A 21,732-nucleotide genomic window follows, 5' to 3' on the forward strand; every position below is an offset into this window, starting at 1 on the left:
GTCCATAGAGCAGGGCAGGCGAAACGCCTGCCCTTGCCGGACAAGACACAGCCGGCCTAAATCCAAGGATCGAGAACTGGCACTTCGAGCATGGCGATGAAAGACGGCGAGGTCTTCGGCACGACGCAGGCGGGCGAGCCGGTTCGCCGTTTCACCATCCGCGGCGGCGGCCTTACCGCCAACATCATCGGACTCGGCGCGATCGTCCAGGATCTCAGGCTCAGCGGCCATGATGCGCCGCTGGTGCTGGGCTACGACCGTTTCGAACCCTACGAGACCGACCGCGCCTTCTTCGGCGCCGTCGTCGGCCGCTTCGCCAACCGCATCGGCGGCGGCCGTTTCACCATCGCGGGCAAGCGCTACCAGACCGAGCGCAATTTTCTCGGCAAGCATACGCTGCATGGCGGCTCGGAAGGCTATTTCCACCGGCCATGGGCCGTCTCGCTGCACGGCCGCGATTTCGTGACGCTGACGCTGCACGACCCGGACGGCGCCATGGGCTTTCCCGGCGCGCTCGACGTCACCTGCACCTACCGGCTGAAGATACCCGGCACGCTCAGCATGGAGCTGACGGCGACCTGCGAGGAGCCGACGCTGTGCAACCTCGCGCAGCATTCCTACTTCAATCTCGACGATGGCGGGGCCGGCGACATCCTCGACCACCGGCTGATGCTCAACGCCGGCGCCTACACGCCCGTCGATGACGAGATGATCCCGACCGGCGTCGTGAAGCCCGTCGACGGCACGCCTTACGACTTCCGGCAGGCGCGGCCGCTGCGCATGGAAATGGAAGGCGAGCAGCTTCGCTACGACCTGAATTACTGCCTGGCGTCCAGCCGCGGGCCGCTGCACCAGGCGGCCTGGGTGCAGGGCGCCAATTCCGGCGTCGAGATGGAGGTCTGGACCACCGAGCCCGGACTGCAGCTCTACATCGGCCAGTATGTCGCGCCGACATCGCCGGGGCTCGAGGGCCGCCGCTACAAGGCGTTTTCGGGCCTTTGCCTCGAAGCGCAGACCTGGCCGGACGCACCGAACCGGCCCTATTTCCCGCAGGCCACGCTCTGGCCGGGACAGATCTATCATCAGGTGACCGAATATCGGTTCCGGCTGCCCTGAAGTTTGATGGTATTGAAGTGAGGTCTGCTTAAGCTTCGATATTGCTTAACTGTCGAAGGCGGGTCTCAACGTCTCAAACGGCGCCAGCGCGCCGCGAACCTGCACCACCGCGGCGGCGACTTTGTGCGCGCGGCGGGCGGCGTCGGCGGGCGCATGGCCGGCAAGCCGCGCGGCGAGGTAGCCGCCGTTGAAGGAATCGCCGGCACCCGTGGTGTCGACAGGCGTGGCTACATGCACCGCGTCGACGATTTGCGAAGCGCCGTTCAGCGCAATCAGGGCCGGCTGCTCGCCATTCTTGACCACGACTTCGCCAGTCAACTTGCCAAGGCGCTCCGCCGTTGCCTGCGGCGTCTGGTCCCCGAACAGCATCTGCTCGTCCGGGAAGGTCGGCAGCGCGATGTCGGTCACGGCGAGCGCCTCCAGGATCGCGGCCTGGGCCATCTCGCGGCTCGGCCACAGACGCGGGCGGTAGTTCGGGTCGAAGGCGACGAGCGAGCCGGCCTGGCGGGCCGCAACTATGGCCGTCAGCAAAGTTTTCCGCGCGGCCTCGTCCAGAATTGCCAGGGTGATTCCGGAAAAATAGACAAGCGCCTGGTTTTCAAGGCTGTTCGCCAAGGCTGCCGGATCGGAGGCGAGCTGGCGCGCGGCAGCGTCGCTTCGCCAGTAGGTGAAGGCGCGCTCGGCGCCGGTGAGCGTTATGGCGTAAAGGCCGGGGCGTGCGCCGGCGATGACCGGACTGTTGCCTATGCCGATGCCGTTCTGATCGAAGAAAGCGATCTGGTCGCGCGAGAAGGGGTCGTCGCCGAAGGCCGACACATAGGTCGCGGGCCGTTCCGGGCTCAAGGCGTGCAACGCCCAGAGCGTGTTGAAAGTGTCGCCGGCAAAGCTCATGCGCCAGTTCGAGCCGCTCTGGYCCGACAGTTCCAGCATGCATTCGCCGATCGACGCGATACCTTTGGCCATGCGGGCTATCCCTTCCTAAGATGTTGTTGCTGTAGCTTTTTGCGGCCGGCAGCGCCATGCTTGGCGAGCGGCGAATTTTGCGCCAGAAGCGATTTCCCACAGGCAGGGCGGGACGCGACAAGCGGCCCGCGACGTTAGCAGCCGAAGAGGAACGGGTTTGGCATCGATATGGCGTTACATTCTTGCGGGTCTCGGTCTGGCCGCCCTGCTGGTCGGCATTGTGGCCGCCGTCTATCTGACGTTGCCGCAATCGGCGTCCGGCCCGGATCTGTCGCGCTCGAAAAAGACGGCGAACGGCCTGTTCATCGCGAGCTTCGAGCCGGAGCGCGGCGTCGTCCGGCAGGGCGAGCTGCAGTCCTGGCTGCTGACGCTGAAGACCGCCGCCGGCGCGCCGGTGGAAGGCGCCGCCATCACCGTTTCGGGCGGGATGCCGCAGCACGATCACGGCCTGCCGACCAGTCCGCAGGCGACCGATTATCTCGGCCAGGGGCGGTATCGCATCGATGGCGTGAAGTTCACGATGAGCGGCTGGTGGCAGCTGCACTTCGGTATTTCGGCGGCGGCCGGATCCGATTCCGTCGTCTTCAACGTCGTGTTGTGAGCGGGTCATGAGGCGCATTGCCAGCATTGCAAGCCTGCTGGCTTTGGCCGCTCTCGCCTTGTTAGGCGGCTGCGGCGAGCCGCAGTTCAGCGACGCCGAGAAGAAGATCATTGCATGGCTGGCGCTGAACACGCTGCCGTCCCTGAAACCTGACACCACGAACCAGTACGGCGACGTGCCGGCGGCCGCGGCGCTTGGCTCGACGCTGTTCTTCGATGCCGGCATGAGCCGAGACGGCACCGTGTCCTGCTCGACCTGCCACAAGATCGACCGCCAGTTCCAGGACGACCTGCCGCAAGCGGTCGGCGTCGGCCATACCAACCGCCGTACGATGCCGTTGGCCGGCGTGGCGCGCAATCCGTGGTTCTTCTGGGATGGAAGGCGCGACAGCCTGTGGGCGCAAGCGCTGACGCCGCTTGAAAATCCGCTGGAGCAGGCCGGCAATCGGGCTGCTTTCGCGCATTACATCAAGAAGCGGTTCGGCGAGCGCTACGAGCGCATCTTCGGACCGATGCCGGACCTTTCCACCGTGCCGGCCAATGCCAGCCCGCTCGGCACGGATGCCGAGAAGGCGGCGTGGAACGCCATGCCCGCTGGCCAGCAAGACGACGTCAATCGCGTCTATGCCAATATCGGCAAGGCGCTCGCCGCCTTCGAGCGCTCGATCGAGCCTGAGCAGACGCGCTTCGACCGCTTCGCCATCGATCTCGCGACCGGCGCCAAGCCGGAAGGGGATGCGGCGTTCTCGCCGGAAGAGATTCTCGGGCTGAAACTGTTCATCGGCAAGGCGAATTGCGTGACCTGCCATAACGGCCCGCGCTTCACCGACAACGCCTTCCACAACACCGGCGTGCCGCCGGTAGACGGCCTGCCGCCGGACCGCGGGCGGGTGGACGCCGTGGCGCAGGTCGAGGACGATCCGTTCAACTGTCTCGGCAAGTTCCGCGACGGCGACGAGAGCGCCTGCCGCGAGCTGCGCTTCATGGTCAAGGACGGGCCGCAACTCATGCGCGCCTACAAGACGCCGTCGCTCAGGGGCGCCGCAAGCCGGCCCCCTTACATGCATGCCGGGCAGTTCGCGACGCTCGACGAGGTGGTGGCGCATTATTCGAAGGCGCCGCTCAGTGTGGAAGGCGTGTCGGAGGTTCATCCGCTCGATCTGTCCGATCGCGAGCGAGCGGCGCTGGTGGCGTTCCTGAAGACGCTGTCGGAATAAAGGGATAAGAGGTGATCCCATGAACCGAAAAACAGTTCCCGTCGAAGATGCTGCCAAGGACTGGTTTAACGACCCGGAATTTGTAGCTGAATTCGAAGCCTTGGAGGCGGAATTTGCGATCGCCGAGGCATTGATAAGGACCAGCGAGGAGATCGATCAGATTAAGAAAGCCTCGCACTAAGGGCACCGCACAGGGATTTTGACCGGTCGGCTCTGTTTGCGTTGTCAGGTGGCATGCGTTGGAGATTGGCCGAAACGCCCATCGCGATCGTCATTCCAGGGCGGAGCAGGAGCGAAGCTCCGTCGCGGAGACCCTGGAATCCATGCCGTTATCTTCGCCAAGGCATACAACGGAGCAGAATTCTGCACCGCAGCAACTCTTCGAAGTCACGGAATGGATTCTATGGTCTGCGCGCGTCGCTTCGCTCCTTGCTCCGCCATAGAATGACGAGGTTGGGGCGGCTTCAACAAATCCCCCGGCGTTTGCGCTGATTTCACGGACATGACGGAAAATCTTGCACCAAGGCAAACGGCAGCCTTTCAAAATCCCTGTGTCGGGGAACTACCGATCCTTCACCGTCTCCATCGCCACGAAGGTCGACGTCTGCGCGACATGGGGCAGGGCCGAGATGCGCTCGCCGAGGACCCGGCGATAGGCGGCGATGTCGGTGGTGCGAACCTTCAGCAAATAGTCGAAGCTCGACGCCATCATGTGGCATTGCTCGATCTCCGGCACGCCCTGTACCGCGCGGTTGAAGGCGTCGAGCGCTGCCGAGCGCGTGTCCGACAGCTTCACCTGGACGAAGGCGACATGGCCTTCGCCCATGCGTTCGCGGTCGATGACTGCGCGGTAGCCTCTGATATAGCCATCCTTCTCCAGCCGCTTCACGCGCGCCTGCACCGGCGTCTTCGACAGCCCGACCTTCAAAGCCAGCTCAGACATCGAAAGCCGGCCATCGCGCCCCAGCGCGGACAGGATGTTGCGGTCGATGCGGTCCAATTGGTCTTCGGTCATCGAAATGGCAGTCAAAAAATTGGAAATGATGCCTATATGATAGATCGAATGGACTATCCTGTCGATTTCTTTGGACCGACTGGAATTCGCAGCTGTGCTAGCTTGCGCCATCCGGTCCGGCGACCGCCAGACCGTTCGCTCACGCTCGCTTTCATGGACCCGACATGCCGCTCGACGCCATCCGCCAGCAGATCCGCGCCAATTATTTGCCCGATGAAGACGAGGCGGTGAAGCGCCTGTCGGCGACGGCGGGCTTGTCAGCCGAGGAGCGCAAGGCGATCTCGGCGCGCGCAGCCGACCTGGTGCGCGCGGTGCGCGGCTCGACCGATCCCAGGCTGATGGAGGTCTTCCTCTCGGCCTACGGCCTGTCGACCAAGGAAGGCGTGGCGCTGATGTGCCTGGCCGAGGCGCTGCTGCGCGTTCCAGACACCGAGACGATGGATGATCTCATCGCCGACAAGATCGCGCCGCATGACTGGTCGGCCCATTCGGGCGGTTCCAGCTCGATCTTCGTCAACGCTTCGACCTGGGCGCTGATGCTGACCGGCCGCGTGCTTGATGAAGGCGAGGGCGGCATCGAAGGCACGCTGCGCGCCATGGTGCGCAGGCTGGGCGAACCGGTGATCCGCAAGGCGGTCGCCGCGGCGATGCGCGAGATGGGCGAGCAGTTCGTGCTCGGCCGCACCATCGCCGAGGCGGTCAAACGCGGCCGGCCGATGACACAGAAGGGCTATCTCTACTCCTTCGACATGCTGGGCGAGGCAGCCCGCACCGAAGCCGACGCGCTACGCTACCACCGCGCCTATGCGGACGCGATCTCCTCACTCGATTCCGGGTCGAACGGCCCCGACATCCGCTACAATCACGGCATTTCGGTCAAGCTCTCGGCGCTGCATCCGCGCTACGAGGTGGCGCAGCGCGAGACGATGCTGCCGGTGATGGCCGAGCGGCTCCTGTCGCTGGCGCTTGCCGCCCGGCATTCGCGCATGGGCCTCAACATCGACGCCGAGGAGGCGGACCGTCTCGACCTGTCGCTCGACGTCATCGAACGCGTCCTGGCCGAGCCGGAACTTGCCGGCTGGGACGGTTTTGGGGTTGTCGTACAAGCCTACGGCCCGCGCGCGGCTTTCGCCATCGACTGGCTCTATGCGCTGGCGAAGAAATACGACCGCCGGATCATGGTGCGGCTGGTGAAGGGCGCCTATTGGGATACCGAGATCAAGCGCGCGCAGACGCTCGGCCTCTCCGGCTATCCGGTCTTCACCCGCAAGGCCAACACCGACGTTTCCTACCTGGCCTGCGCGAAGAAGCTTTTGTCGATGACCGACCGCATCTATCCGCAGTTCGCCACCCACAATGCGCACACCGTGGCCGCGATCCTGTCGATGGCGAAGGACCGCGACAGTTTCGAGTTCCAGCGCCTGCACGGCATGGGCGAAGCGCTGCACGAGACGGTGCGGCAGGCCGAAGGCACGCGCTGCCGCATCTATGCGCCGGTCGGCGCGCATTCTGACCTGCTTGCCTATCTGGTGCGCCGTCTGCTGGAGAACGGCGCCAACTCCTCCTTCGTCCATCAACTGACCGACGAGGAAGTCGAGCCCGAGGAGATCGCGCGCGACCCTCTCGCGGCCGTCGAGACGCAGGGTCCCGCCGCCAACCCGGCGATTGCGCGTCCCGCCGCGATCTTCGGCGCCGGACGCCGCAATTCCAGGGGCTTCGACATCACCGATCCGGTGACGCTCGCGGCCATTGACAGGGCTCGGGCGGAGTTCGCCGGAGCGGACCGCTGGCACGCCAAGCCGATCACGCGCGCCGCCGGCTACGGTAAGCAGCGGCAGATCGTCAATCCGGCCAAGCCGGACGAAATCGTCGGCACGGTGCATGAAGCGGCGGCCAAGCAGGTGGCGACCGCGGTGCGCATCGCCGTCGACGCGCAACCCGCCTGGGCGAAGCGTCCTGTTGCCGAGCGCGCCGCGATCCTCAACCGCGCCGCCGACCTCTACGAGGCTAACGCGGCCGAGTTCTTCGCTCTTGCCACGCGCGAGGCGGGCAAGTCGCTGGCCGACGGCGTCGCCGAGGTGCGCGAGGCGGTCGACTTCCTGCGCTATTACGCGGCCGAAGCAGCGAATGCCGAGAACGGCACCGAGGCGCGCGGCGCGATCGTCTGCATCTCGCCCTGGAACTTTCCGCTGGCGATCTTCACCGGCCAGATCGCGGCGGCTTTGGTCACCGGCAATTCGGCGATCGCCAAGCCGGCCGAGCAGACGTCGCTGATTGCCTTTCGCGCCGTCGAGATGCTGCGCGAGGCCGGCGTTCCGGAAGACGTCATCCAGCTTCTGCCGGGTGACGGCCCGTCGGTCGGCGCGCCGCTCACCGCCGACCCGCGCATCGCCGGCGTCTGCTTCACCGGCTCGACCGAGGTCGCCAAGCTGATCGAAAAGCAGCTGGCCGAAACCGCGGCGCCCGATGCGATGCTGATCGCCGAGACGGGCGGCTTGAATGCGATGATCGTCGATTCCACCGCGCTGCCCGAACAGGCGGTGCGYGACATCCTCGCGTCGGCCTTCCAGAGCGCCGGCCAGCGCTGCTCGGCATTGCGCGTGCTCTACGTGCAGAAGGATGTCGAGAAGAAGATGCTGGAAATGCTGAAGGGCGCGATGGAAGCGCTCAATGTCGGCAACCCCTGGCTGATTTCGACCGATGTCGGCCCGGTCATCGACGACGAGGCGCAGGCTTCGATCAGCGATTATTGCAAGAAGAAGGGGTTGGAAGGCAGGCTGATCGCCAAGCTCGAAGCGCCGGCGACCGGCCGCTTCGTCGCGCCGCATGTCTTCCGTGTCAAGGGCATCGAGGAGATGGAGCGCGAGGTGTTCGGCCCGGTGCTGCATGTCGCGACCTTCGACGCCGACGACATCGATGCGGTGATCGCCGCCATCAACCGCAAGGGCTACGGCCTGACCTTCGGCCTGCACACCCGCATCGAGGGCCGCGTCCAGCATTTCGTCGACGGCATCCATGCCGGCAACATCTATGTCAACCGCAACCAGATCGGCGCGGTCGTCGGCTCGCAGCCCTTCGGCGGCGAGGGGCTTTCGGGCACCGGCCCGAAGGCCGGCGGACCGCATTACCTGCGCCGCTTCCGCAAGGGGCCGGAGGCCGGCACCGAAGTAGGCGAGGGCCACAAGGTGACGGCGACCGAGCTTGCCGACAATCTGCCGGATCCGACGCTCGGCGGCTGGTCGACACGGCCGGATCGCGTCGCGATCCTGAGGAAGCATCTGCGCGGCAAGGGCGCGGCGGCAATCGCTGCCGCGGCGAGTCTCGATTTCGGCCAGGTCGACCTTCCCGGACCGACCGGCGAGGCCAACACGCTGTCGCTGGCCCCGCGCGGCCGGGTGCTTTGCCTCGGCCCGGACGCCGAGACGCTGCTTGCCCAGACGATCCAGGCGCTTGCCGCCGGCAACGCGGTGCTGGCGGTGGCGCCGGGCGCCCCGGCCGCGCTTTCGGCGCTGACCGGCAAGGGCCTGCCGCTGGCGGCGATCGACGGCCGGCCCGATCCGGTCGAGGCGCGTTCGCTGCGCGTCGATGTCGTCGCCTTCTCCGGCACGCCGGAGGCGGCGCGAATCGTGCGCAAGGTGATCGCCGAGCGCGCCGGGCCGATCGTGCCTCTGGTCAGCGAGGTGCTGAACCCCGCGGCTTACGCGCATGAGCGCGCGGTTTGCGTCGACACGACGGCGGCGGGAGGCAACGCCAGCCTGCTGGCTGCAGCATAGCAGGCCTGGCGGAGGCGCGTTTCAGGCGCCTTCGACGACCGAAAAGCCTTCGAACTGCGGGTGGCCCAGATAGTGCACTTTCGACCCGCCGGCATTGCGATGGGCGGCGCGGAAATTCTCGGACTTTGTCCAGGCGACGAAATCCTCTTGGCTCGCCCAGACCGTGTGCGAGGCAAACAGCGTATAGCCCTCGGTCTCGTTGACGGGGCCGCGCAGCAGGTGGAATTCCCTGAAACCCCGCATTTCGGAGAGGCTGGAATCGCGGTTCTTCCAGACGTCCTCGAAGGCTTCCTCGGAGCCGGTCTGGACCTTGAAGCGGTTCATGGCGATGTACATTGGTTTCCTTTCGAAATGGATGAATTCTGACGTCCAGAAAGGCTTCAACTGGGGGACGAACGCGTTAAAAAGGGCCGATCCGCGCCTTGAACACCCAACTTGATTTTCCGGTCTCGGGCGGAATGGGAGGGAACGGGGCTTGCTTGCGCACCAGCGTCAAAGCGAACTGATCGAGCTCGGCGGACCCTGAACTTTCGGCGAGCTGCAGGTCGCTGACGCTGCCATCGGCCGCGACGACGAAAACCACCCTGGCATTGTTGCGAGCCTTGGCCTGGATCGATTTCGAGACGCGACGGTTGGCGCGTGCAAGTTTCTTCTGGATTTCTCCGCTGTAGCGGGATTCCAGGGCATTGCCGGCGGCCTGTTTCTTGCCCTTGCTAGCGACAGCCGGCGCGTCGCGCGTATCGCCATCCGCCGTGCCGCCAGTTTCAATGGTTTGGCTTGGCCCAGCCGATGTGGCTGGAGCGCTCGATGTCGCGCTGGGAGCCGATGGCTGTTCAGCCTCGACTGGGGGTGCTTCAGCGCTTTGCGGCTCGGTCGCGGGCGTGGGTTTGCTTTCAGCGGGAACACTCTGGTCATCCTGGCGCGGGCTGGCGGACGCCAGGATATCCGGCATGGAAGCGGCTTCCTTGACGGCTTGCTGCGGATGCTGAGGTGTCGGCGGCACGCTTGCCGGTTGCTGCGCCTCGGCTGGCGGAGCGGGCTGCGCGGCCTGGCGTTTCACCGGCTGAGGATCGGGCACCAGGGTGACATCCACGGCGCCGGACGACTGGTCGTCCAGGGCGCTGCCGATGACGTTGGCGCCGGACTGGTCGGCGCCCTCGGCCTGGATCGCGTCCAGGGAGTCGAATGTGCCGGCAGGCGCGAGCAGGAACGCGGCCGCCGCCGCGCCGTGAAGCAGGCCGGAAGCGACGATGGCCAACGGCCATTTACGCCGACCGGCCGCTGGCCGCGGCTGTATCAGTGACTCGGTCGGTGTAGCCGACAATCCGCTGTCCGCGTCGGGTGTGTGATCGATGTCCTGCATGTCTCGCGCCGAGACCTGCCGCGCGCGATAGGGACTTGTCAAATCAAGATCGGTTGCCATCCATGGCGGCGGACCGGAGGCGGTCCACGCCGTGGCGTCTTGCGGCAAGGCCGGATGCAACATCACCTCTATACGCCGAAAGCGATCGCGGTCTTGGTCGACGTCTTCAGCGCGCGCATGCAGGCCGCCGGCTCGACGCCGGTGCCTGCGCATTCGGTCGCGCTGTTGATCAGCACGCGGCTGAGCTTGCCGCAGTCGGCGCCGGTAAGGTCGAAGCGCGTGACCTTGGTCTTGCCGGCCGGGAGGGCCTTGAAATCGAGCACGGTGAGGCGGTCGACAACGCCGGCTTGGTTGAACAGTGCGATTTCGAAAGCAGCCTTCGACAGGTCGGCCCCGAGCGCGTTGTTGACGACGAAGGTCAGCCGGCAGCCTTTTTCAGACGGTTGCGCGGCGTTGAGCTCAAGACTGAGGGCCGGCGCGGACTGAGCCCACGCCGGCGCTGCAAGCGACATCGCCAACGTCGAGGTCAGCAGACGAAAGGATGCCGTCAAGCGTTTCATGTCTATCTCAGCCTCCAAAGCGCATGGTTGCCGCGAGCTTCAGCGTGACGCCGGGTTCGTAAAGGACGGCGGTCGTGCTTCCGTTGAGCGGGTTGGTGTATTTGACGTCGAACAGATTGTCGGCGCGGAAGTCGAGCTTGAGATTGTCCGTCGCCTGGTAGCTGGCGAAGGCGTTGACCAGTGTGAAATCCTTGGCCACCGGATTGCCCTTGGGCTTGCCGTTGTACTGCACCTCGCCGCCGACGGTCAGCTTGTCCTCGAGGAAGCGCAGGCCAAGCTGGGCCGTCACCTGCGAGGAGGGGATGGTGGCGAGGTCCGCGCGCTCGCCTTCATAGGAGATGGTGTGGCCGTTGATGATCGAGGCCGACAGACCGGCATAGCCCCAGCCGGCGTCGTAGACGCTTTCCAGCTCGAAGCCGTTGATCTTGGCCTTGGCGAAGTTCTGGTACTGGAAGCAGATCGGAAGGCCCGGGCCGAACGGGCAGCCGCTGGTCGGGTCGAAGGGCGAGAGCGTCACGCCGTCGATGTAGTCGTCGACATTGTTATTGAAGTAGGCAGCCTTGAGCCGCAGCGCGTCGCCGCCCTCGATGATGTCGTTCTGCTTGTAGTTGACGCCGAACTCGACCGTCTTGCCGGTCTCGGGCTTGAGATTGGGATTGGGCAGGAACGGGAAGCTGACGCCCGCCGGATGGTTGCCGCTGATCAGCGTCTCGGTCAGCGAGGGCGAGCGATAGCCTTCCGCATAGGTGCCGTAGAATTGCAGTCCGGCCAGACCGGCGCTTTCGAAGGGCGAGACGCCGATGGTGATGCGCGGTGAGACGCGGTCGCCGGAGGTCTCGTTCGTGTCGTCCTTCAGGCTGTAATTGTCATAGCGCAGGCCGCCAATGACCTCGAGCCACTCCCAGGTCAGCTTGTCCTGGATGTAGGCGCCGGAGACGTTGCGCTTGCCCGACGGCGTGTAGAAGCTGTCGCCGCCGGCGCTGCCGCCGGTATCGACATCGTCGCCGACCCAGTCGCCGCCATAGGTCAGTTCATGCGCGACGCTCGCCGTCTCGAAGCGCGACGTGTTCCAGATGTCGATGCCGGTGGTGCCGACATCGAAGCTGGACAGCGAGCCCGCCGGCAGCACCACGGGCAGGCCGGTGGTCGGATCGAAGCGGTTCTGCTGGGTAAGCGTCGTCAGGTCGAGATTGGTTCTGTTGTAGGAAGCGTTGACGTGGAGGTCGAGCCAGCTTTTGGCGTCGTCGGTGATGTTGTAGCGAGCCGTGAAGGTGTTCGACCTCAGATCGACGTCGTTCGCCGGCACGCCGCCGCTGGTCTCGGTCCAGCCRTCCTTCGAGCCGACCCAGCCAAGCTTCAATTCGCTGTTTTCGGTCGGGCGTATGGTGGTCTTGAGCAGGCCGCTCAGCACGTCGAAACCGGTGCCCGCAACGGTGTCGCCGCCGCCCTTCTTGTAGTCGCCGTAGTCGCGGTAGACGATGTTGCCAAGGATGTCCCAGTTGTCGTTGGTCTTGTAGGCGCCGGTGGCGCTGGTGGTCCAGCCCTTGCCGTTGCTCTCATAGCGTCCGGTCAGCGAGCCGGCCCATGTCTCTTCCGGCTTGAGGAAATCCGCTGCGTCCTTGGTGTCGAAGAAGACGACGCCGCCGATGGCGCCGGAGCCATAGGTGTTGGCGGTCGGGCCGCGGATGACGTCGACCGACTTGATGAGCTCGGGATCGACATAGAAGGTCGACTGCGTGCCGTGGTCCGAGCGCTGGAAGTCCTGCCTGGCGCCATCGACGATCACCGCGACGCGGCCGAAATCCTGCAGGCCGCGGATGTTGATGCTGGAAGAGACGCGCCGCGCGTCGGCCTGGACGGTGACGCCGGGCACGCCGAGCAGCATCTCGTTCGGCGTCGTCGCCATGCGGCGGTCGAGCTGTTCCTGGTCGACATGGCTGGCCGAGGCCAGCGACTGGATCGCCGTTTCGCCGGTGCGGCTGATGACGAGGATCTTGTCGAGCAGGGTTCCTTCGGCCGCGGCCTTCTCATCGGCCTTCTTTTTCTGATCGGCCTGCTGCTGGTTGGCCCGCTGCGCGGCTTGTTGGGCCTGCGCGGCGGGCGCGCTGAGCGCGACCGCCGCCGCTCCGGCCATCAATGCGGCGATTGCCTTTGCAATCGATCGGAAGCCCGGACCCGCGCTATTGCCCGCCAGGCCCGTCCGTCCCCAAGTCACCAACCCCATGCCCCAACTCCAGATTTCAGGCTCGTAGCTGGCTGGCCGGTGGCTCGCTCGCATTTTTGATCACGTCCGGCGTCTTAAATGTTGACTCATTTAGTCCGGTAATGCACTGACTAGTAAACATGATTATTCGAGTCAAGAATTTAATCGGCATTTTATGAGGCCGCGGCCAAGATGCCCGGCAGAGGAAAGGACCGACCCGATGAACACGCACAATCCCAACGATTTCCGCTATCGCGTCCGCCGCCCGGAAGACACGCAGATGCGCTACGAACGGGTGCCGCTGGCGGTGAGGACGCTCTCCAGCAACACGCTGTTCCAGGGCGAGCACGAGATCGGCATCGAGCATCATGGCGCGCTCTACCGCCTGAAGATCACCCGCCAGGGCAAGCTGATCCTCAACAAGTGACCGCAATCGGCGGGCGATAGACGAACATCAGGCAATACAGGTGAACGATATGGACCAGCGCGTTAAGCCGTCGCCGGAGGAAATCCGGCGGACAAGGCAGGACAATCCCAAGATGCGGGAGCGTGATCTCTCGGCGCAACTGGGCATTTCGGAAGCGGAGCTCGTCGCGGCGCAATGCGGCTTCGGCGCCGTCCGTGTCGAGCCGCGCGTCAACGACCTTTTGACCGGCCTGGAGGCGGTCGGCGAGGTGATGGCGCTGACGCGCAACGAAAGCGCCGTGCACGAGAAGATCGGCGTCTACGACAAGGTCGTCACCGGCAACCACAACGCCATGGTRCTTGGTGAAAACATCGACCTGCGCATCTTCCCGAAAGTCTGGGCGCATGGCTTTGCCGTCGAGAAACGCGACGGCGGCGAGATCCGCCGCAGCCTGCAGTTCTTCGACGCAGCCGGCGAGGCTGTGCACAAGGTGCATCTGAAGCCCGCCTCCAACCTCTATGCCTACCAGAAACTGGTGGCGAGCCTGGAATCGTCGAACCAGGAACCGACCGTCGCGATCCTCCCAAGCGCCGCGGAAGGAAAGGGCGAGGGGCATGCTTCGGTCGCCTCGATCGACGATCTGCGCGACCGCTGGAGCCGGCTGACCGACGTGCATCAGTTCTTCGGCATGCTGAAGACGCTGAAGCTCAGCCGCCGCGAGGCGGTGCGCATGGTCGGCCAGGACTATGCGTGGCTGCTCGACAATGACGCGGTGAGCGCCCTGTTCCACCACGCGGCGGCAGGCGAGATGCCCATCATGTGCTTCGTGGGCAACCGCGGCTGCATCCAGATCCATTCCGGCCCGATCAGATCCGTCAAGCCGATGGGGCCGTGGATCAACGTGCTCGACGAGACCTTCCATCTGCATCTGAGGACCGATCACATCCACGAGGTCTGGGCGGTGCGAAAGCCGACCAAGGACGGCCATGTCACCTCGCTGGAGGCCTATGACGCCGATGGCGGCATGATCATCCAATTCTTCGGCAAGCGCCATGAAGGCGAAGGCGAGCGGGAGGACTGGCGTTTTCTCGCCGAGAACCTGCCCCGCGTTCCCAGCCCGACCGCTGCATAAGGCAAGACCCAATGCGTATCGTTTTCCGTTTTCGCACGGCGCTCGCGCCGATGCTTGGCGTTCTGCTTGCCATTATCGCGCTGCCTGTCGGAGCCGACGAAGGGAAGGCCGTCTTTTCTGATGCTTCGCGAATTGTCTCGATCGGAGGCTCGATCACCGAGATCGTCTATGCGCTTGGCGAGGAGGGGCATCTCGTCGCCCGCGATTCGACCAGCTCCTATCCGGAAGAAGCGCAGAAGCTGCCGGATGTCGGTTACATGCGCGCGCTCTCGCCCGAAGGTGTGCTGTCGGTCAATCCGAGCGGAATCCTTGCGCTGCATGGCAGCGGCCCGAAGGAAGCGGTCGACGTGCTGAAGAAGTCGAGCGTGCCTTTCATCGAGGTGCCGGACCATTACAATCACGAGGGCATCCTCGAGAAGATCCGCATCGTCGGCAAGGCGCTGGGGGTCGAGGCAAAGGCGGAGAAGCTGGCCGCCGAGACGGACGCGAAGCTGGCAGCGGCGGAAAAGCAGACGGCTTCGATCAAGGAGCGCAAGCGCGTGCTGTTCGTGCTGTCGACGCAAGGCGGCAAGATCCTTGCCGCCGGCGGCGACACCGCGGCCGACGGCATCATCAGACTCGCCGGCGCGGTCAACGCCGTCGAGGGCTTTTCCGGCTACAAGGGGATGACGGACGAGGCGATCGTCAGCGCCAAGCCGGATGTGATCCTGACGATGAAGGGCGGCGGACCGCCGATCTCGGAGGACGAGCTGTTTGCCAACCCCGCCGTCGCTTCGACGCCGGCTGGCACGAACCGCAAGATGATCAGCATGTGGGGCGGCTATCTGCTCGGCTTCGGTCCGCGCACGGCGGAGGCGATCCACGATCTTGCGGTCGAGCTCTATGGCAACCAGGTCGCGGACTGAGCGGCGATGGCCGAACAGTCGATAGCAGGCGCGCCGAGCCGCGCGATGGCAGCCGATGGCGACCGCTCGGCGCGGGCAAGGTTCGTCATCGCGCTTTTGTGCCTGACGCTGGTCCTTTCCGTGTTCCTGTCGCTGACGTCGGGCGCCTCGGACGCATCGGCCGTCCGCGTCATCCGCGACTGGGTTACTACCGGCGCCGTGCCATCGGATGGCGCGCTTGCGGCGCGCGACCGGCTGATCGTCTATGACATCCGCATGCCGCGCGTGCTGCTCGGCGTGCTGATCGGCGCGGCGCTGGCGGTCTGCGGCGCGGTGATGCAGGGGCTGTTCCGCAATCCGCTTGCCGATCCCGGCCTGATCGGCGTTTCCGCCGGCTCCAGCCTCGGCGCGGTGGCGGTCATCGTCCTCGGAACAACCTGGCTCGCGCCCGTCACGCTTGCGCTCGGCACGCTCACCTTACCGCTCGCTGCCTTCTTCGGCGGGCTCGCGGTGACGTTGCTGCTCTACGCCATCGCCACGCGCCAGGGGCGGACGTCGGTCGCCACGATGCTGCTTGCCGGCATCGCCATCAGCGCCCTTGCCATGGCGCTGACCGGCGTCCTGATCTTCATGGCCGATGACCGGCAGTTGCGCGACCTGACCTTCTGGCAACTCGGCTCGCTCGCCGGCGCGACATGGCCGAAGATCGGCACCGTCGGGCCGGTGATCATCCTGGCGCTGGCCGCGATGCCGTTCCTGTCGCGCGGCCTCAACGCGCTGGCGCTGGGAGAAGCGACCGCGGGTCATCTCGGCATTCCGGTGCAGCGGCTGAAATACACGGCGATCGTCGGCGTGTCGGCGGCGGTCGGCGCTTCGGTCGCGGTCAGCGGCGGCATCGGTTTCATCGGCATCGTCGTGCCGCATGTGCTGCGGCTCGCGATCGGACCGGACAACCGCTATTTGCTGCCGGCTTCCGCTTTGCTCGGCGCATCGCTGCTTCTCATCGCCGACGCGGTCGCCCGCACCATCGTCGCGCCGGCCGAGCTGCCGATCGGCATCGTCACGGCGGTCGCCGGCGCGCCGTTCTTCCTGTGGATCCTGCTGCGCAAGCGCGGCGTCATCGATTTGTGAGCCTGCCATGATCGAAGCGCGCGACATCTCGGTGGCGATCGGCGGCAAGCGCATCGTGTCCCATGTCGGCTTCACGGCACGGCCTGGTGAAGTCGAGGCCATCGTCGGACCGAACGGGTCCGGCAAGACGACGCTGCTCAAGGCGCTGACCGGCGAGCTTGCCTATACCGGCACCGTCACGCTCAACGGCCGCGACCTGTCGGCGATGAAGCCGGTGGAGGCAGCGACGCTGCGCGCGGTGCTGCCGCAGGTCACAACGCTGTCCTTTCCCTTCACCGTGCGCGAGATCGTTCGCCTCGGCCTGATCGGCGGGCGCTCCGGCGTGTTGCCCGGCGAGGATGCGCGCCTGCCGGAGCGGGYGTTGGCACGGGTGGATCTCGATGGCTTTGCCGGCCGCTTCTACCAGGAGCTTTCCGGCGGCGAACAGCAGCGCGTGCAGCTTGCCCGCGTGCTCTGCCAGGTGTGGGCGCCGGTGCTTGAGGGGCGTCCGCGCTATCTCTTCCTCGACGAGCCGGTCTCCAGCCTCGACGTCAAGCACCAGCTCATCATCATGAACATCGCGCGCGATTTCGCCCAGCGCGGCGGCGGCGTGGTGGCCATCCTGCACGACCTCAATCTGACGGCCATGTATGCCGACCGGATTTTCGTGCTCTCTGGTGGCCAGTTGGCCGCCGCCGGGACGCCAACGGACGTGCTCAATGACGAACTGATCGAGAAGGTGTTCGACTGCAAGCTGAAGGTCGGCGCTCTGCCGTCAGGAAATACGCCGTTCGTGCTGCCGCAGTCGGCGGCTTAGGCCGCCGGGGCGCGCTGCTCCAGCAGGTCGATGCCCAGCAGGTGACGCACATTCGGGCGCGCCGCGATCAGGTCGGCGATCGTGTAGCGGGAAAGCACGGCGAAGAACGCGTTGAGCGCCTCGCGCAGCGCCGAATTCAGGGCGCAGCTGTCGACCAGCGGGCATTCGGCGGCGTCGTTCTCGAAGCATTCGGCCATGGCGAAGCTCTCTTCGGTGACGCGCACGACATCGAACAGGCTGATCTGCTCGGCCGGACGGCCGAGGCGCACGCCGCCGTTGCGGCCACGCACGGTCTCGACCAGGCCGGCCTCGACCAGCGGCTGCAGGATCTTGAACAGGAACAGCTCGGACACCGAATAGGCGGCGGCGATCTCGGGGATGCGGCTCAGCCTGTCGGTGTTAGCGGCGCAATACATCAGGATGCGCATCGCATAGTTGGTCTGGCGCGTGAGCCGCATGGTATCCTCGCGAAATATTAGCTTGAGCCAAATATGGCCCATAGTTTGGAACAATTCCAGACTGGACCGGTACATAGATGAATAATCGTGTCAACTTTTTGTGCATGCCGGTGCGGGCAGCGGCCCCGATGGCCCCTTCGCTTCGGGCGAGCGTTTCGCGGGCGCAGGCACTAGATAGAGGCAGGTGTCAACAGGAAACGGCCTTTTCATGTCTCAATCAGCCCCGGCTCTAGCGCCGGTTCGATTCGACGCCGATGCCAAGGCGAAGCTCGCGGCATTGCGGCGCACCAAGCTCATCGCCGCCGCGGCGCTCGCGCTCTGCATCCTCGTCTTCGCGCTGGCGAAATCCTTCGAGGCCACCCATCCGTGGCTCGGCTTCGTCGCGGCCTTCGCCGAAGCGGCGACCATCGGCGGCATCGCCGACTGGTATGCCGTGGTGGCGCTGTTCAGGCGGCCGCTGGGACTCCCGATCCCGCACACCGCCATCATCCCGGAGAACCAGCACCGCATCGCCGACAATCTCGGCCGCTTCATCGAGGCCAATTTCCTGGCGCCGGAACCGGTGCGCGAAAAGCTTGCAGAGGTGGACTTCGCCGCCCTGGTCGCCGACTGGCTTGCCGATGCCGAGCGCGCCGCCGGCCTGTCGCGGTTCGTCGCGCGGCTGGTGCCGCAGACGCTGACGGCGGTGGAGCAATCCGGCCTGCGCGACTTCGTCACCAGCCGCATGCTGGAGCAGATCGATAAGGTGCCGCTGGCGCCGCTCGCGGCGGATCTTTTGTCGGCGCTGACCGACGATCGCCGCCACCAGAAGCTCTTCGATGAATTCATCCGGGTCGTCGGGCGCTTCCTCAACGATGAGCAGGCGCTGGCGACGATGCGTGAAAAGATCCGCGAGGAATTGCCGTCGCTGTTCAACCTGTTTCGCGCCGATGCCTATCTCTTGAAGAAGATCGTCGCCTCGGCGGGCTCGCTGCTCGATGAAGTGAGGGCCGATCCCGATCACCCGATGCGCGCCGAATTCGACCGTTTCGCGCTCGGCTTCATCGAGCGGCTCAGGACCTCCAAGCAATATGCAAGGCGCGCCGAGGCGTTGAAGCGCGATTTTCTCGGCCGCCCGGAGGTGAGGGCACTGGCCGGCGACGCATGGACAAGCCTGCGCCTGTTCATCGAGCAGGACGCCAATGCGGAGAAGTCGACGATCCGCGAGCATCTCGCCAACATGTTCGTCGAGATCGGCAGGCATCTGGCCGACGACGCGCAGATCAGGGCCGACATGAACCAGGGCTTTGTCGTCGCGCTGTCATCGTTCGTGGAAAGCCAGAAGAGCGGGGTGTCGACATTCATCGCCGACCAGGTCAAGCGCTGGGACCTGGCGCAGCTGACGCGGCTGATCGAGACGAATATCGGCAAGGACCTGCAATATATCCGCTTCAACGGCATGATCATCGGCGGCCTTGCCGGCCTGGCGCTCTACACGGCCGAGCGGCTGCTTCTCGTCAATTGACGCCGGCCCAACTGGCACTATTCTCCTTCTGGCACGCCGCAAAGGCGGCAAAACGGGAGGCAGGGCATGGCAAAACAACCGGAATCCGACTCGTTCCTCGACATGTTCAGCAGGTTCGGCCGCGACCTCAAGCTGCCGAATGTCGATGTCCAGGCGATCCTGGATCATCATCGCAAGAACCTCGAAGCGTTGGAAAAGTCGGCGAGGGCAAGTGCTGCCGGCGCCTCCTCGGTGCTGGCGAGGCAGCATGAGATGGTGCAGAATGCCATCAACGAGGTCACGCGGATGGCGCAGAACTACCAGGCGCCCGGCAACCCGCAGGAATTGATGGGCAAGCAGGCCGAATTTGCCCGCAGGTCGTTCGAGACGACGCTGAAGAATGCCAGCGAAGTGGCTGACCTTGTGCGCAAATCCAGCACCGAATCGGTCGAGATCCTGCGCGACCGGATCAGGGATGCGATGGCGGAAATCCGTGCCGGCTACGAAAAGAAATAGGCTGTCCGGCGTTTCGGGCCCATCATAGACCRACATGCGATGCAACCGGCGCAGGCGCTCGAGCGTTCTCGGCCTGCCCTAAAAGCATCAACTCTACCGGCGAAAATCGCGGGGCGGCGAATTGACAGCGGTCGCCGCTCATGGTCGGGAGACAGCAAGAGTGATGGGAAAGCCGGAATGACGGAAACACGGCCGAGAACGCCGCCGACCTTCGAACAGCTGCGCACGATGTCCGGGCAGGAGCTCGGCGTGTCCGACTGGACGACGGTCGACCAGCAGCGCATCGACCAGTTCGCCGAATGCACGGGCGACCATCAATGGATCCATGTCGATCCCGAGCGGGCGAAGYGGCAGAGCCCCTTCCGCACCACGATCGCGCATGGCTATCTGACCTTGTCGATCATCGGCGCGCTGGCGCTGGAGATGGGCATCGTGYCGGAGAACACCCAGGCCGCCTTCAACTACGGCTTCGACAAGGTGCGCTTCCTGGCGCCGGTCAAGGCCGGTGCGCGCATCCGACTGCGCACAACGCTGCTTTCCATGGAGGATCTCGGCCCCGGCCAGTATCTGATGAAGGCGGCCAACACCGTCGAGATCGAGGGCGAGCAGAAGCCGGCGCTGACCGCCGAGACGCTGGTGATGATGTACGAGCGCCGCAAGCGGGCCAGCTCCTAGACCGTTTGGAAACTCTACTCCTGCGGCCATCTGAAGGCGTCTTCTGCGCTTCCGGTGCTCACGTACTGAAAGTACGCTCCGCTCCGGTTCTCGAAGCCACCATCAGCTGACTCACAGGAGCGAGTTTCGAAACGGTCTCTTGGCGCTGGTTAGCTATTCAATGGTTTTTCGGAGACGTTGCTGTTCAACCGCCACACAGCGAGCAACGTGACGACTGCGAAGCTTGCGGCGAAGCCAACCAGCGGCCATGCCGTGTCGCCATCCAGGATGATGACGAACAGCGTTCCCGCCGTCGAAACGATCACGCTCTGGGCGCAGAAATAGAGCGCGACGGCCGTGCCGGCGGTCTCGCCGAACTGTTCCAGCGCGCCATTGGCGGTGACTGAAGCGGTCAGCACGATGCCGATGGCGATGACCCACATCGGCATGACGAAGCTCGCGAAGGACGGCTCGGCCAATGACTGGCCGGCGGCCAGCAGGGCAGCACCCAGGAGCAACATCGCCATGCCGCGCCTGACGCTGCCTTCGATGCCCCAGCGCGCGACGAAACTCTTCGCGAAGCGCGCGGTGATAATCATCGCCAATGCAGCGCTGGCGAAGGCCAGGCTGAAGCCGAGCTGCGAGAAGCCGGCCTTGCCGATGAGCACCCGGGGCGCTGTCGAAAAGAACACGAAGAATGAGCCCATGGCGGTGGCGAAGGCCAACGTGTAGGTCCAGAAGGCGAAGCTGCGCAGGATCGGCCCGAGACCAATCCGGGCAGCGCCATCGACCAGCGGGCGGGTTTCGCGCCAATTCAGCCCGGCATTGAGCGTCGCCACTGCCGCCAGGATGCCGAGCGTGACGAAGATAGCCCGCCAGCCGAAGCTATTGGCGATCAAGGCGCCGGCAATCGGTCCCAGCGCCGGCACGAAGGACAGCAGCGAGCCGAGCGTGCCGTAGATGACGGCGCCTTCCGGTCTTTTCGCATAGACGTCGCGGACGGTGGCGAAGACCGCGACGAGCATGGCCGAGGCGCCCAGGGCCTGCGCGATGCGAAGGGCAAGGAAGGCCGGTGCAAGCGAGGTGACGGCGAGAAGGAAGGAGGCAGCCATGAACGAGAGCGCCCCGCCGATCAGCACCGGGCGCCGGCCGATCCTGTCGGAGATCGGCCCGAAGGCAAGTTGGCCGACGCCAAGACAGATCATGTAGAGGCTGAGCGTTAGCTGCACCACGGCCGGCGAAGTGCCGAGCGCGCCTGGCATGATCGGCACGACGGGCAAATAGATATCCATGGCGAGGGAGGCCAGGACATCGAAGGGAGACAGAAGCAGCAAGGCTGCTGGCATGGACAAGGTCCATGTCGGCTGGTTCGGAGAAGACATGAGGAAAATCCGCTCAAATGGTCAGATTTGACGGCGACCTGGCTCAGTCTTTTCTGACGCAATTCCGGACGGAAAACCGC

21 protein-coding genes are annotated in these 21,732 nt (G+C 65.1%); 13 read left to right on the forward strand and 8 right to left on the reverse strand.

Annotation, left to right across the window (positions count from 1 at the left end; translation table 11 throughout):
* The first annotated feature begins 90 nt into the window (after positions 1-90).
* Positions 91-1,116, forward strand: coding sequence for an aldose epimerase family protein (locus LCM4577_RS28785; RefSeq protein WP_071074374.1), 1,026 nt, complete (start codon positions 91-93; stop codon positions 1,114-1,116).
* A 45-nt stretch (positions 1,117-1,161) separates the two neighbouring features.
* Here the strand turns inward: LCM4577_RS28785 and LCM4577_RS28790 are convergent, their stop codons facing one another.
* On the reverse strand, positions 1,162-2,079 hold the full coding sequence (locus LCM4577_RS28790; protein WP_071074375.1) for a sugar kinase: 918 nt from the start codon (positions 2,077-2,079) through the stop codon (positions 1,162-1,164).
* Positions 2,080-2,236: 157 nt separating this feature from the next.
* Between LCM4577_RS28790 and LCM4577_RS28795 the strand changes: the two genes are divergently transcribed.
* The 3 genes from LCM4577_RS28795 to LCM4577_RS28805 are packed head-to-tail and all read left to right on the forward strand — an operon-like array spanning position 2,237 to position 4,077.
* Complete coding sequence (locus LCM4577_RS28795) at positions 2,237-2,680, forward strand: FixH family protein (protein WP_071033971.1); 444 nt, start codon at positions 2,237-2,239, stop codon at positions 2,678-2,680.
* A 7-nt stretch (positions 2,681-2,687) separates the two neighbouring features.
* On the forward strand, positions 2,688-3,896 hold the full coding sequence (locus LCM4577_RS28800) for a cytochrome-c peroxidase (RefSeq protein ID WP_071074376.1): 1,209 nt from the start codon (positions 2,688-2,690) through the stop codon (positions 3,894-3,896).
* 19 nt (positions 3,897-3,915) lie between these two features.
* Positions 3,916-4,077 carry a hypothetical protein gene (locus LCM4577_RS28805; protein WP_198540272.1) on the forward strand — a complete coding sequence of 54 codons (162 nt, stop codon included), beginning with the start codon at positions 3,916-3,918 and terminating at the stop codon, positions 4,075-4,077.
* Positions 4,078-4,458: 381 nt separating this feature from the next.
* Here LCM4577_RS28805 and LCM4577_RS28810 read toward each other — a convergent pair whose 3' ends face one another.
* The gene (locus LCM4577_RS28810) at positions 4,459-4,911 is read right to left on the reverse strand and encodes an Lrp/AsnC family transcriptional regulator (protein WP_040981793.1); all 453 of its coding nucleotides are present in this window, start codon (positions 4,909-4,911) and stop codon (positions 4,459-4,461) included.
* 164 nt (positions 4,912-5,075) lie between these two features.
* On the opposite strand from LCM4577_RS28810, the gene putA reads away from it, so the two are divergent.
* Positions 5,076-8,684 carry a bifunctional proline dehydrogenase/L-glutamate gamma-semialdehyde dehydrogenase PutA gene (gene putA, locus LCM4577_RS28815; RefSeq protein WP_071074377.1) on the forward strand — a complete coding sequence of 1,203 codons (3,609 nt, stop codon included), beginning with the start codon at positions 5,076-5,078 and terminating at the stop codon, positions 8,682-8,684.
* Between the two features lie 21 nt (positions 8,685-8,705).
* Here the strand turns inward: putA and LCM4577_RS28820 are convergent, their stop codons facing one another.
* The 4 genes from LCM4577_RS28820 to LCM4577_RS28835 all read right to left on the reverse strand — a co-directional run bounded on the left by LCM4577_RS28820 (position 8,706) and on the right by LCM4577_RS28835 (position 12,831).
* On the reverse strand, positions 8,706-9,020 hold the full coding sequence (locus LCM4577_RS28820) for an antibiotic biosynthesis monooxygenase (RefSeq protein WP_041007478.1): 315 nt from the start codon (positions 9,018-9,020) through the stop codon (positions 8,706-8,708).
* 64 nt (positions 9,021-9,084) lie between these two features.
* Positions 9,085-10,047, reverse strand: coding sequence for an energy transducer TonB (locus LCM4577_RS28825; RefSeq protein ID WP_071034089.1), 963 nt, complete (start codon positions 10,045-10,047; stop codon positions 9,085-9,087).
* A gap of 128 nt (positions 10,048-10,175) precedes the next feature.
* Complete coding sequence (locus tag LCM4577_RS28830) at positions 10,176-10,607, reverse strand: hypothetical protein (RefSeq protein ID WP_071033963.1); 432 nt, start codon at positions 10,605-10,607, stop codon at positions 10,176-10,178.
* A 7-nt stretch (positions 10,608-10,614) separates the two neighbouring features.
* A complete protein-coding gene (locus LCM4577_RS28835) occupies positions 10,615-12,831 on the reverse strand; it encodes a TonB-dependent hemoglobin/transferrin/lactoferrin family receptor (protein ID WP_198541101.1) in 2,217 nt (738 codons plus the stop codon).
* A 199-nt stretch (positions 12,832-13,030) separates the two neighbouring features.
* On the opposite strand from LCM4577_RS28835, the gene hemP reads away from it, so the two are divergent.
* Genes hemP through LCM4577_RS28860 form a run of 5 tightly spaced genes read left to right on the forward strand, consistent with a single transcriptional unit; the run spans position 13,031 to position 17,159 of the window.
* Positions 13,031-13,237, forward strand: a complete 207-nt coding sequence (hemP, locus tag LCM4577_RS28840; RefSeq protein WP_040981784.1) for a hemin uptake protein HemP — start codon at positions 13,031-13,033, stop codon at positions 13,235-13,237.
* Between the two features lie 49 nt (positions 13,238-13,286).
* The gene (locus tag LCM4577_RS28845; protein WP_071074379.1) at positions 13,287-14,348 is read left to right on the forward strand and encodes a hemin-degrading factor; all 1,062 of its coding nucleotides are present in this window, start codon (positions 13,287-13,289) and stop codon (positions 14,346-14,348) included.
* An 11-nt stretch (positions 14,349-14,359) separates the two neighbouring features.
* A complete protein-coding gene (locus LCM4577_RS28850; protein ID WP_071033958.1) occupies positions 14,360-15,253 on the forward strand; it encodes a hemin ABC transporter substrate-binding protein in 894 nt (297 codons plus the stop codon).
* A 6-nt stretch (positions 15,254-15,259) separates the two neighbouring features.
* Positions 15,260-16,363 (forward strand): iron ABC transporter permease, encoded by a 1,104-nt coding sequence (locus LCM4577_RS28855; protein ID WP_071074380.1) that lies wholly within the window; start codon positions 15,260-15,262, stop codon positions 16,361-16,363.
* A gap of 7 nt (positions 16,364-16,370) precedes the next feature.
* On the forward strand, positions 16,371-17,159 hold the full coding sequence (locus LCM4577_RS28860; RefSeq protein WP_071074381.1) for a heme ABC transporter ATP-binding protein: 789 nt from the start codon (positions 16,371-16,373) through the stop codon (positions 17,157-17,159).
* Here LCM4577_RS28860 and rirA read toward each other — a convergent pair.
* Positions 17,156-17,617, reverse strand: coding sequence for an iron-responsive transcriptional regulator RirA (gene rirA, locus LCM4577_RS28865; RefSeq protein WP_040982432.1), 462 nt, complete (start codon positions 17,615-17,617; stop codon positions 17,156-17,158). The two genes, LCM4577_RS28860 and rirA, sit on opposite strands and share 4 nt — an antisense overlap.
* Before the next feature lie 208 nt (positions 17,618-17,825).
* Between rirA and LCM4577_RS28870 the strand changes: the two genes are divergently transcribed.
* The 3 genes from LCM4577_RS28870 to LCM4577_RS28880 all read left to right on the forward strand — a co-directional run bounded on the left by LCM4577_RS28870 (position 17,826) and on the right by LCM4577_RS28880 (position 20,291).
* Positions 17,826-19,121 carry a DUF445 domain-containing protein gene (locus tag LCM4577_RS28870; protein ID WP_071074382.1) on the forward strand — a complete coding sequence of 432 codons (1,296 nt, stop codon included), beginning with the start codon at positions 17,826-17,828 and terminating at the stop codon, positions 19,119-19,121.
* Positions 19,122-19,187: 66 nt separating this feature from the next.
* A complete protein-coding gene (locus LCM4577_RS28875; RefSeq protein WP_041007463.1) occupies positions 19,188-19,616 on the forward strand; it encodes a phasin family protein in 429 nt (142 codons plus the stop codon).
* 177 nt (positions 19,617-19,793) lie between these two features.
* Positions 19,794-20,291 carry a MaoC family dehydratase gene (locus LCM4577_RS28880; RefSeq protein WP_071074383.1) on the forward strand — a complete coding sequence of 166 codons (498 nt, stop codon included), beginning with the start codon at positions 19,794-19,796 and terminating at the stop codon, positions 20,289-20,291.
* A 149-nt stretch (positions 20,292-20,440) separates the two neighbouring features.
* Here the strand turns inward: LCM4577_RS28880 and cml are convergent, their stop codons facing one another.
* A complete protein-coding gene (gene cml, locus LCM4577_RS28885) occupies positions 20,441-21,652 on the reverse strand; it encodes a CmlA/FloR family chloramphenicol efflux MFS transporter (protein ID WP_071074384.1) in 1,212 nt (403 codons plus the stop codon).
* Positions 21,653-21,732 lie beyond the last annotated feature (80 nt).

Origin of the sequence: Mesorhizobium sp. LCM 4577 (assembly GCF_001854795.2) — a bacterium.
GTDB lineage: Bacteria > Pseudomonadota > Alphaproteobacteria > Rhizobiales > Rhizobiaceae > Mesorhizobium > Mesorhizobium plurifarium.